Origin of the sequence: Neobacillus rhizophilus (genome assembly GCF_018343535.1) — a bacterium.
Taxonomy (GTDB): domain Bacteria; phylum Bacillota; class Bacilli; order Bacillales; family Cytobacillaceae; genus Neobacillus; species Neobacillus rhizophilus.
On the sequence record NZ_JAGYPF010000001.1, the window covers coordinates 1,571,466 to 1,583,199 of the forward strand.

General features: G+C 41.7%; 12 protein-coding genes. 5 read left to right on the forward strand and 7 right to left on the reverse strand.

The genetic code is table 11. The features are described from left to right. Positions 1 to 2: 2 nt before the first annotated feature. On the reverse strand, positions 3 to 344 hold the full coding sequence (locus KHA99_RS07435) for a cupin domain-containing protein (protein ID WP_213116754.1): 342 nt from the start codon (positions 342 to 344) through the stop codon (positions 3 to 5). 256 nt (positions 345 to 600) lie between these two features. Between KHA99_RS07435 and KHA99_RS07440 the strand changes: the two genes are divergently transcribed. Continuing rightward, positions 601 to 1,455, forward strand: coding sequence for a nuclease-related domain-containing protein (locus KHA99_RS07440; protein WP_372447576.1), 855 nt, complete (start codon positions 601 to 603; stop codon positions 1,453 to 1,455). A gap of 1,028 nt (positions 1,456 to 2,483) precedes the next feature. Here KHA99_RS07440 and KHA99_RS07445 read toward each other — a convergent pair. The 6 genes from KHA99_RS07445 to KHA99_RS07470 all read right to left on the reverse strand — a co-directional run bounded on the left by KHA99_RS07445 (position 2,484) and on the right by KHA99_RS07470 (position 6,297). Beyond that, entirely contained in the window at positions 2,484 to 3,035 is a 552-nt protein-coding gene (locus tag KHA99_RS07445; RefSeq protein WP_213116756.1) for a 2-oxoacid:ferredoxin oxidoreductase subunit gamma family protein, read from the reverse strand. A 27-nt stretch (positions 3,036 to 3,062) separates the two neighbouring features. Next, a complete protein-coding gene (locus tag KHA99_RS07450; protein WP_249366448.1) occupies positions 3,063 to 3,818 on the reverse strand; it encodes a thiamine pyrophosphate-dependent enzyme in 756 nt (251 codons plus the stop codon). Next, positions 3,815 to 4,879 carry a 3-methyl-2-oxobutanoate dehydrogenase subunit VorB gene (locus KHA99_RS07455; RefSeq protein ID WP_213116757.1) on the reverse strand — a complete coding sequence of 355 codons (1,065 nt, stop codon included), beginning with the start codon at positions 4,877 to 4,879 and terminating at the stop codon, positions 3,815 to 3,817. Before KHA99_RS07455 ends, KHA99_RS07450 begins: the two co-directional genes overlap by 4 nt. Positions 4,880 to 4,896: 17 nt before the next feature. Next, positions 4,897 to 5,127, reverse strand: coding sequence for a 4Fe-4S binding protein (locus tag KHA99_RS07460; RefSeq protein WP_213116758.1), 231 nt, complete (start codon positions 5,125 to 5,127; stop codon positions 4,897 to 4,899). A gap of 5 nt (positions 5,128 to 5,132) precedes the next feature. Next, complete coding sequence (locus tag KHA99_RS07465) at positions 5,133 to 5,810, reverse strand: CpaE/TadZ family protein (protein ID WP_213116759.1); 678 nt, start codon at positions 5,808 to 5,810, stop codon at positions 5,133 to 5,135. A 166-nt stretch (positions 5,811 to 5,976) separates the two neighbouring features. After that, positions 5,977 to 6,297, reverse strand: a complete 321-nt coding sequence (locus KHA99_RS07470; protein WP_213116760.1) for a hypothetical protein — start codon at positions 6,295 to 6,297, stop codon at positions 5,977 to 5,979. Between the two features lie 212 nt (positions 6,298 to 6,509). On the opposite strand from KHA99_RS07470, the gene KHA99_RS07475 reads away from it, so the two are divergent. From KHA99_RS07475 to KHA99_RS07490, 4 genes are all read left to right on the forward strand, one after another. After that, positions 6,510 to 8,648 (forward strand): YhgE/Pip domain-containing protein, encoded by a 2,139-nt coding sequence (locus KHA99_RS07475; RefSeq protein WP_213116761.1) that lies wholly within the window; start codon positions 6,510 to 6,512, stop codon positions 8,646 to 8,648. A gap of 92 nt (positions 8,649 to 8,740) precedes the next feature. After that, entirely contained in the window at positions 8,741 to 9,856 is a 1,116-nt protein-coding gene (locus KHA99_RS07480) for a metallophosphoesterase (RefSeq protein ID WP_213116762.1), read from the forward strand. A gap of 297 nt (positions 9,857 to 10,153) precedes the next feature. Further along, a complete protein-coding gene (locus KHA99_RS07485) occupies positions 10,154 to 11,434 on the forward strand; it encodes an ArsB/NhaD family transporter (protein WP_213116763.1) in 1,281 nt (426 codons plus the stop codon). Between the two features lie 11 nt (positions 11,435 to 11,445). Beyond that, a complete protein-coding gene (locus tag KHA99_RS07490; protein ID WP_213116764.1) occupies positions 11,446 to 11,724 on the forward strand; it encodes a hypothetical protein in 279 nt (92 codons plus the stop codon). The last annotated feature ends 10 nt before the right edge of the window (positions 11,725 to 11,734 follow it).

The following is an 11,734-nucleotide window of genomic DNA, read 5'->3' on the forward strand; positions in this document are numbered from 1 at the left end:
TGTTAAATATTTTTAGCATATAGCTCGCTTGGAATTTTACTTAATACTACATATAAACTTACAGGTTCACTGCCCGTATTTTTGAAGGACATTTCCTCTTCGCTTTGAACATGGATGAGGTCTGCCTCAGTTACCGTTGTCTCTGTTCCATCTATGATTATTGTGCCGCTGCCGGTTAGAACATACAGATAAACCTCTGTTCCTGGGTGTTTATGAGTTGGGAGGGTTTGATTTGGCAGAAAGTTTAAAACAAATGCTGTCGTTTCACCCTTCTTGTAAATAATCCTTTTCGTGAATTTCTCTTCACTGTATTCCATATAGGCTTTAACTGAATTCTTTTCCATTGTTTATGCCTCCTTTATGTTTTCATTATAAATGATAATCATTTTCAGTTAAGTGAGTTGGGTCACTTTTTTTAATATGTCACTATTTTTTCAAAAAATATCTAGTTTGCAGGAAAATGTTAACAAATATTTCATAGTTCGTGCGGTTGTGAAAGTTATTTTTTTAGTAAAATAAATCTGAGATTTTAATAAAGGATGGTGGACTATGCTTAAGAAACCGCGCACATTAAGAAAGGAATTAAGGAAAATGAGGTCATTGAATGCCCGCATGCTGTTGTCAGATGATGACAAATGGAATTATCTGAATGCGGAAAAGGGTTTTGCCGGTGAATTGGAGTTTGACAAGTTGACTGAAAAGCTTCAGTGTCAGTGTCTAGTTATTAACGATTTGCAGCTCAAGCTCAACAAATCTTATTTTCAAATTGATACAGTAATTATGTATCAAAGAGAAATTTATCTGATTGATGTGAAAAATTTTGAAGGGGATTTTTATTACGATGCTGACGGGCATTTAAAGAAAGGCAATCGAGAGATAAGAAACCCTATTAATCAGTTGGAGCGATGTGAAAATCTATTTAGGCAATTGCTTCAAAACTATGGATACAAATATCATGTTGAATCTTACCTAGTCCACATAAACCCCGAGTTTACTTTATACCAAGCGCCTCAAAATGACCATGTTATTTTCCCGACACAAATCAAGAAATTTATGAAGAAATTGGATAAACCATATTCGATACTGAATGAGGGTCATGAGAAACTGGCAGAGCTGCTCATTTCGCTTGATCAAGAAGAATTTCCCTTTGCTGAATTTCCTTTATATGAATATACTCACTTGCAAAAAGGGATCCTTTCTTCTTCCTGCCATACACTTTCAACATCTTTAAAGGGGAATACAATTCTGTGCGGATTATGCGGGCATGAGGAGTACGTTGATTCTGCGGTTTTGCGGTGTGTACGGGAGTTGGTAATGCTGTTTCCGGGAATTAAGATTACTACCAATTTGGTTTTTGAGTGGTGTAATGAAATGGTATCAAAAAAGACAATTAGAAGAATTTTACTACAAAATTATATAGCTAAAGGGAATACATTAGGGCGTTATTTTGAATAAAAAGGGGAAAAAGCCCCTATTTTTACCGCTAACTTGTTTTTTTGGTGCTCCTGGGCAATATAGCTGTCTTATTTTTACCGTTAGCTTATTTTTCTGGTATTCCTGGGCAATATAGCTACCTTATTTTTACCGCTGACCATATTTTTGTTGGTCCACGGGCAATATAGCCGCCTTATTTTTACCGTTAGCTTATTTTTCTGGTGCTCCTGGGCAATATAGCCGCTCTATTTTTACCGCTAGCTTATTTTTCTGGTGCTCCTGGGCAATATAGCTGCCTTATTTTTACCGCCGACCATATTTTTGTTGGTCCACGGGCAATATAGCTGCCTTATTTTTACCACCGCCCATATTTTTGTTGGTCCACGGGCTATAAAGCTGCCTTATTTTTACTGCCGACCATATTTTTGTTGGTCCACGGGCAATATAGCTGCCTTATTTTTACCACCGGCCATATTTTTGTTGGTCCACGGGCAATATAGCTGCCTTATTTTTACCGCCGACCATATTTTTGTTGGTCCACGGGCAATATAGCTGCCTTATTTTTACCACCGACCATATTTTTGTTGGTCCACGGGCAATATAGCTGCCTTATTTTTACCGTCGACCATATTTTTGTTGGTCCACGGGCAATATAGCTGCCTTATTTTTACCGCCGTCCATATTTTTGTTGGTCCACGGGCAATATAGCTGCCTTATTTTTACCACCGGCCATATTTTTGTTGGTCCACGGGCAATATAGCTGCCTTATTTTTACCGTTAGCTTATTTTTCTGGTGCTCTTGGGCAATATAGCCGCCCTATTTTTACCGCCGTCCATATTTTTGTTGGTCCACGGGCAATATAGCTGCCTTATTTTTACCACCGCCCATATTTTTGTTGGTCCACGGGCTATAAAGCTGCCTTATTTTTTCCCACCGGCCATTTTTTGGTCCTTGAGCAATATAGCGTCTCTTCCTCGAAGATTATATTATTAATGAGAGGTACGAGAAAAGCCAGCCGAACCCTCGGCTGGCCCTCCACCATCAAACATCAAACAACCATTCTTCCCCCAACAAAAGCCGCTCCCTTTTTCAATGCCAACTTATTGACCTCAATCAAGTGCTGTTTCTCTTCACCAAGAACCTTCTTCAACGATTCAATAACAGCCCCCTCTGAGACGACCTTCGTTTGTTCCAGGAACGCACCCAATAAAATCATATTGGCCACACGCGAATTTCCAAGATCATTGGCCATGTCGGTTGCTGATATTTCAATCATTTCAATATCTTCCCGCCCCGAGGTCTTTGTCACCAGTGACGAATTAACGATGAGCAGCCCACCCGGACGAACACAAGGTTCAAACTTGTCAAAGGAAGGGTTATTTAAAATAATCGCCGTTGACGGCCGTGTTACGACCGGCGATCCGACTGGTTCATCACTCACCACTACCGCACAGTTCGCTGTCCCGCCGCGCTGTTCAGGGCCGTATGAAGGAAGCCAGGAGACACCTTTCCCTTCAAGCATACCGGCATAGGCAATCAGCTGTCCCATCGACATCACTCCCTGGCCACCAAAGCCGGCAATAATCATTTCCTCAAGCATAATTCCGCCCACCCCCTCTAATCCCTTCTACAGGTTCCCAGTCGCTTTATTTTTATAAACCCCCAAAGGGTAAACTGGCACCATATTGTCCCTTACCCATTCAAGTGACTCCGCCGGGTCCAGTCCCCAGTTGGTCGGGCATGTCGATAAAATCTCAACCATTGAAAATCCACCGCCTCTTTTTTGTGTTTCAAAGGCCCGGCGAATGGCCTTCTTGGCTTTCTGTATATGGGGAACATCATGCGTCGATACCCGCTCAATATAAGCGGCGCCATCCAGCACAGAAATCATTTCACAAACCTTGATCGGTGAACCATGGACCGAGACATCCCGGCCATAAGGGGTGGTCGCTGTCTTTTGCCCAATCAAACTTGTTGGCGCCATTTGTCCGCCTGTCATCCCGTAAATGGCGTTATTTACAAAAATCACGGTAATATTCTCACCACGAGCAGCGGCGTGGATGACCTCGCTTATACCAATTGAAGCAAGGTCGCCGTCACCTTGATAGGTAAACACCATCCGATCCGGCAAAACCCGCTTCACTCCGGTCGCAACAGCAGGGGCGCGGCCATGGGCGGCCTGTGTCATATCACAATTAAAATATTCATACGATAAAACCGAACAGCCGACTGAAGCCACGCCAACCGTATCTTCCAAAACACCCATTTCCTCCAAAACCTCGGCCACCAAGCGGTGAATGACGCCATGGGTACAGCCGGGACAGTAATGCGTGGGCTTGTCAGTTAGTCCGCTCGTTTTTTGAAAGACTATCTTCATTGTCATACCGTAACCCCCCCGGCAGCCATCATGATTTTTTCAAAAATTTCATCTTGCGTTGGCACTATGCCGCCTGTTCGTCCGAAGAAGTCAACCTGAGCATGTCCCTCAACAACCAGCCTGACATCCTCGACCATTTGTCCGGCGCTCATTTCTACTGAAATATAGCCTTTTACCCGGTCACGCGTTTCAAGAAACGGCTTCTCTGGGAATGGCCATAATGAAATCGGCCTGATCAATCCAACCTTGACGCCTGCCTCCCTTGCCTTATTAACAGCATTCATGGTAATCCGTGCTACCGTCCCAAAAGCCACCATAATATAATCCGCATCTTCCGTCAGGTAAGTTTCATAGCGGATCTCATTTGCCTTCATGACAGCAAACTTTTGCTGCAAATCCCAGTTTCGTTTTTCCAAACTTTCAGCATCAAGTTCAAGCGATGTGATCGTCCTAGGAGGGCCGTCACCAAGGGTTCCGGTTGTCGCCCACGGCTTTGCAAATTTACGAATTTCTGTACCCTCCGTGAATTCCACCGGTTCCATCATTTGCCCAAGCATTCCGTCCCCCAGCAAAATAACCGGTGTTCGGTAACGGTCGGCAATATCAAATGCATCCTTGGTCAAGTCTACAATTTCCTGCAGACTGGCTGGAGCCAAAACGGGAGTATGATAATCACCGTGCCCGCCCCCTTTCGTTACCTGAAAATAATCCGATTGGGCGGGCTGGATATTGCCGAGCCCGGGGCCGCCTCTGGCAATATTGACAATCACGGCCGGCAGCTGTGCTCCTGCTAAATAAGAAATCCCTTCTTGCTTCAAGCTAAAGCCTGGGCTTGACGAGGAAGTCATCACTCGGACACCAGCCGAAGCGGCACCGTACACCATATTAATGGCGGCGACTTCACTTTCTGCCTGCAAAAACAATCCGCCCACTTCCGGCAGCCGTCTTGCCATGTAGGCAACCAGCTCACTTTGCGGCGTAATCGGGTAACCAAAAAAATATTTGCAGCCAGCATGGACTGCCGACTCTGCAATCACTTCATTTCCCTTCATTAATACTTTCCCCATACAACTAACGCCCCCTATCACACCGTTTGTAATACCTTGACTGGCCTATACACTAAGATGACCGTATCCGGACAAACCTGGGCGCACTTGGCACAGCTAATGCAGTTCTCCTGATCAACAACTGCGGCAGGCCGGTATCCATTACTGTTTAAATAGTCTGCGAGAAAAATAACATTGGTGGGACAAACCTGCACACAAAGGCTGCACGATTTACAACTGGCTTCATTAAAAACAACTCGTTTTTCCATAGAACTCACCCTTCCCAAGGTAACTTCATATACCGCTTAATAAAAAACGCTTCATATCTGTAAGCAAAATTGCAGGCATCTTTTTGTAGATGATTGGCTATCGTTGTAAATAAAAATGCGATATTCAGCTTTTCCGCCAATAGACTACTTAACTCATGGCCCCGCCAAACATCTTCCATGGTGGTTTCAAGACCGATGTTGGTATTATTAATGATGCCGGTCACCTTCAAGCGGGAGGCGTTTTCAATCTTGCCAATCGTGTATGCCGCCCCCTCTAATGTACTGACAAAAGGCCTGTTCGCATTCAAGACAAACCATAGTTCTGGCTGCATATCTTTCCATTCGTGATAATATTGCCCAAGCGCTGTCGCCCCGTCCTTGTCCCCACCGGCATCGACGATTAAGCGATACCTGGAGTCATGGAGCACCCGGTAAATCTCCCCTGATACGATTGGCAAATCCGCTGAAGCCAAGCGGTTTTGTGGGGCGATTAATTCTACATCATGCTCCCTGAAAACTGAGGCAGCATCCCGGGAACGATAGTAAGGGTTGATAATATCCAAATCATTGATGGCAACTTTATCATGTTTCGTCCGTTCTGATAAAGCCAAATTGATGGCAATCTCGGTTTTTCCGCTGCCAAAATGCCCTGATAAAATGGTAATCTTGCCATTCGCCTTCAAATAAACAGCAGCCCCCTAACATTTGTAAGCGTTTACAAATGAGTTATCTGAACCAATCTCCAAGGTTTACCAATTCCATTATAATGCACATGGAAGCTTCTGGCTTCGACTTATGTCACACTTACTTACAACTCAGAATGGAAAAAAGAAGCTCCAAGGAACTTCTTTATGACACAAATGATAGAATAACTTTTTGCGGAATGTCGGCCATATTATCAGCTTTGCTTTTTAATCTCTCACAGGATGGCAGTTCAAAGGAAAACTCCTCGACATTTTCGGGAATAATTCCATCTTCCTGCAATTTGGCAAACACTCTTTCCATAGCTTCTTCCGTTGAAATCCGATCCTCGGAATCATCCTCTTGAAAACATTCCACACAGGTCTCGATGATATTTTCCTCAATTTGTTCCTGGGCGAACACTAATTTTGCACCGGCGATCGTTTCAACTTCTTGATTCTCTAATTCAATAATAGTAGTTATATTCATGTCAAATTACCTCCCTGATTTAACTACCATCATTATAAAAAATTTATCTTCTTTTTTATTATGAAGATAGTATTATTCACTATTTGTTCATATGTTTTTGACAAATTTCTGACCAGTATCCCTAGCATTTGCTTTTTAAATCTAGGGTATCAACAGGTAAATATGACAAATACTATTAATTATTAAACATCAATGTTAGGTGATTGGCTGATATGAATAAGATTTTGAAAATTTTTCAAGATGATATAAAAAGTGTCATGACGAATTGGGCTGCAGCCCTCGTGATTATCGCACTGATGTTTATACCGTCTCTTTATGCCTGGTTTAATATAATAGCGTCATGGGATCCATACGGCAATACGGGCGGAATTCCAATTGCCGTTATCAATGAGGATAACGGCACCGTCCTAAGAGGGAAAAAGATCAACATCGGCGAAGAGGTTGTGAAATCTCTTAAACAAAATAAATCGCTTGGCTGGGATTTTGTTGATGCTAAAAAAGCGGACCAAGGCGTGAAACACGGAGATTATTTCGCGAGCATTACGATTCCGAAGGATTTCTCTAAAAAAATTGGAACTGTCCTCAGCGATAACCCGCAAAAGCCGGTACTCATCTATGTTGTAAATGAAAAAATTAATGCTATTGCCCCAAAAATCACAGCTAAAGGAGCCACAGGCATCAAAGAGCAAATCAGCAAAAACTTTGTGAAGACAGCCAATGGCGTTATTTTTGATATTTTTAATCAGCTTGGCATTGAACTGCAAAAAAACCTGCCTGATATTGAGAAACTGAAAACCATGATTTTTTGGTTAAACGATCATTTGACGGAGGCCGAAAATATCATTAATACCTCGAATCAAGACGCAGACCAGGCGGAAAAAATCGTGGCAGACTTACAAGTAAAAATCAATGAAGTAGACTCCATATTGGGCCACGCCCAAGAGCTATCCGAACAACTAACAACGTTTTTTGACAGTAATAAAGAAACATTCGAAAATCTCGCACCCGCCGTTAAGCAAAATCTAATCTTTATGGAGCAAACAGCAGCAGATGTGGAACAAGTCACGGGAATTTTATTATCAAATACCGCCAATACAAAGGAAAAGCAGAGTGCACTAAATGATGGAATCACCCGCCTTACCGCATTAATCCATGCGGAAACACTTTTAATCAACCTATTAAATCAAGTAAATGGCTTAGGGACTGCACCACTCTTTACGGGTGAAATAGCACAACTAAATAAGCAAAAAGACTCCGCCGAAAGACTATTAAATAATTTAAAAACGATTCAAAGCCTTGGAACACCCTCACAGGACCTGCTGGTGCGGACTAACCAAATTGCTTCGGATCTGTCATCAGGTTTAGGACTGCTTGTGAATCAATATGACAGCAAAATCGAACCGAAGTTTGCGCAAATCAGTGATGCCGCCAAACAAGTTCCCGTCAAGGCAAATGAATTTTTTGCAAACGCTGACCAAACACTTTTACAAATTAAAAAAATCCTTCAGGATGCCGCAGCCGGAATTGCCATCGGGAAACGGGATTTGGCCCTAATAAAAAGGGATTTCCCTGCTGTAAAGCAAAAAATCACAAATCTAGCCAATCAAATCCGTGAATTTGAAAAAACGGAGGATATCCGTGACATTATTGATTTGCTGCGTAACGATGTCAAAAAGGAAAGTGACTTTTTTGCCGAGCCTGTTCTATTAAAGGAAAAAAGGCTATTTCCGATTCCGAATTACGGATCGGCCATGTCTCCCTTTTTTACCACACTTGCTTTATGGGTAGGTGCGACTCTGCTTATTTCATTAATCCCTGTCGAAGTGCATGATTTGCCAGGTACGTATCATCCGAATCATGTCTATTTAGGCCGCTTTTTAACCTTTTTGACCGTCGCGCTATGCCAAGCTCTCATCGTAACCGCGGGTGATATTCTGCTGTTGAAGACCTATGTAGTTGATAAGACCTGGTTTATCTTATTTGGATTACTGATTAGTGCTATCTTTATGCTGATTACCTATACACTGGTATCCATTTTCGGAAATGTTGGAAAAGGGTTGGCCATTGTTTTTCTTGTCCTGCAAATTTCCGGTGCTGGGGGCACTTTTCCTGTTCAGGTGATGCCGTCATTCTTTCAAAAGCTTCATCCCTTTTTACCCTTTACCTATGCCATCAGCCTGATGCGGGAAGCCGTCGGAGGAATCGAGTGGGATGTTGCCAAACATGACCTTACCATCCTTTCGATGATCACCGTGATCACTTTGATCTTTGGTTTAGTTTTAAAAGGGCCCATTGAAAAATACGGCGGCACCATGCAAAAAAAAGCAAAAGAAAGCAGACTCATACATTAAGAGGAATGTCCGTCCAATTTTAATTAATAATTGTTTTAAAAAAACAAATACTATTTGGACCTATACTTTTAAAACCAAAGGAGGTCCCTCTATTGTTTAAAAAAACTTCCTTTCTATTTTTGCTTGCCCTTGTATTCATGTTGCAGCCTTCCGCAACGCATCCGGTTGCAAAAGCAACGGCACAGAAAAGCACGTCGATTGACTTAAGATTGCTTGAAACGACCGATTTGCATGCAGATTTAATCAACTATGATTACTATCTATCAAGGGAAAATAATCGAATCGGCCTGGTTCAAACTGCTTCTCTCATTCGCCAGGCACGAAACGAAGTGAAGAATTCACTATTATTTGATGGTGGCGATCACTTAAAGGGGAATCCCCTTGGCGAATATCTGGCCAGAATTAAAGGAATCAACAAAGGCAAGATCCACCCCGTTTACCGGGCCTTCAATCATTTAAAGTATGATGCCATCGCAATCGGCAATCACGAATTTAATTATGGATTAAAATTTTTAAATACTGCTTTAAAAGGGGCCGAAATGCCTGCCATTAACGCCAATGTTATTTCTATAAAAACAAACACCCCATATTTTAAACCCTACGTCATTTTAAAACGAAAGCTGGAGGACCAAGATGGGAAGAAACATGACCTGAATATTGGTGTGATTAGCTTTATGCCAACACAGATTATGAAGTGGGATAAGTCAAACCTTGAAGGCAGAGTTTTCCCGCGGCCGATTGTGGAAACCGCAAAGGAATATGTCCCAATCATGAAGGCGGAAGGTGCAGATGTTGTAATAGCCCTAGCCCATACGGGAATCACCGACGAACCATACCATCCCGATACGGAAGATGCGGTTTACTATTTAACAAAAATCCCTGGGATTGACGCTATCCTTTCAGGGCATTCCCACAGCGTGTTTCCCGGGCCTTCCTATCAAAAGATTGCCAACACGGATATGAAAACCGGACGAATAAATGGAAAACCGATAGTCATGGCAGGAGCCTTTGGAAGTCATCTGGGGATTATTGATTTAAATATAAAAAAAGTGGCCGGCAAATGGAAGGTCGTAAATGGCATATCCCAGGTCAGGCCAATTGCGGACGAAAAAGGCAAGCCGCTTGTCCAAACAGATACTCAGCTGTATAAATTATTAATGCCAGAGCATAAGGAAATGGTTAAAACTATAAATAAATTAGGCCACTAGGTCTTAAAATGTTATCTTTTTATTCACAAATTATCCATTGTTTTGCAGATGGATATGATTAAAATAATAATTGTTGTCCGGCTTTCTTGCTCTGGCTGTCCATTTCCATTGGAGGAATGTGCGGCTACAGACGAAAGCTTGGACAACATCTATTTGTTTAGACACTTTACAACCTATGCAGACTTTTATAAAATAAAATAAGGAAATATTCGGTGAATTATAGAGGAGTCTGTCGTATTTTCGGGCTCCTTTTTGTATTCACACTTATAGCAGAAATTAGGGAGAAGAGGTCGAAACATGTCAACACAAGCACTCATAGCATTAGGCGTTTTTCTCGTCATCTATGCCTTTATCGTCACAGAAAAGATTCACCGAACCATTATCGCCATGATTGGTGGAATTTTAATGGTTGTACTGGGAATTGTCGGTCAAGAAGAAGCACTTCATCATATTGATTTTAATACCATTGGATTATTAACCGGTATGATGATTATCGTTACCATTACAGCCGAAACGGGTTTGTTCAAATATCTTGCTATATGGTCCGCCAAAAAAGCTGGAGCTGATCCTTTAAAAACGCTAATTATGTTCGGGATCATAACGGCAGTAGTTTCAGCTTTCTTGGACAATGTCACCACCGTCCTGTTGATGGTCCCTGTTACCTTCAGTATTACTCGCCAACTGCAGGTGAATCCAATACCCTTTTTAATAACGCAAATTCTTGCGTCAAATATTGGCGGAACCGCTACTCTGATTGGTGATCCTCCGAATATCATGCTTGGAAGCGCTGTTAAAGAACTAACCTTTATGGAATTCATTTATAACCTTTCAGCTATTTCATTTCTTATCCTTTTTGTGAATATTGCCATTTTGGCTTTCATATATCGAAAACAACTTAAAACATCGACTGAACTAAAAGCTAATGTAATGGATTTGGATGAAAAAGAGGAAATAACCGATAAAGTGTTATTAACAAAATCGTTAACTGTCATCGGATTAACGATATTAGGATTCTTCCTGCATCAATTATTACATATTGAATCAGCCACTGTTGCTTTAGCCGGAGCTTTCCTGCTGCTTTTATTAACAGGCGAAAAGTATTTGGATAAGGCTTTAGAAAAAGTAGAATGGACAACCATTTTCTTCTTTATCGGACTGTTTGTCCTTGTATCCGGATTGGTTGAGACGGGCGTCATTTCCTTATTGGCAGACAAAGCTGTTCATCTTACTGGTGGAAACGTTACCTCCACTTCGCTTTTAATTCTGTGGGTAAGTGCGATTGCATCTGCATTTATAGACAATATCCCGTTTGTTGCCACGATGATTCCAATGATAAAAGATATGGGCGACCTTGGTATTCAAAACCTTGAACCGCTTTGGTGGAGCCTGGCACTAGGGGCATGTCTCGGCGGAAACGGGACCTTGATTGGTGCTAGCGCCAATGTCATTGTGGCTGGGTTGGCAGCTAAGGAAGGTCATCATATTTCATTCGGTAAATTCTTGCTCATCGCCTTTCCATTAATGATTCTTTCAATTATGATTTGTACAGTTTATATCTATTTGAGATATTTAATTTAGGAGGGGATTAGATGAAGGTTAAGTATAAATTGAACGAGAAACTGATTGAATTAACGGAAAAGAAAAATGGAGATGATTATGAATTCTCCATCACCCTTCTATCAAAGGAGCAGAAAAAAGGACTTGAAAAGGTCCGTGAATATTTCGACAATAATAAGGTTCTGACAGACATTCACTTTTATATTCATGCCAACAACCGCTATCAAATAATCGTCAGAAACGACTACTATAATGAGTTTTTAATTCAGCTATTTAAGGAACAATTTTTGTTAGAACTAAAATGGGTATGATTAATAACGG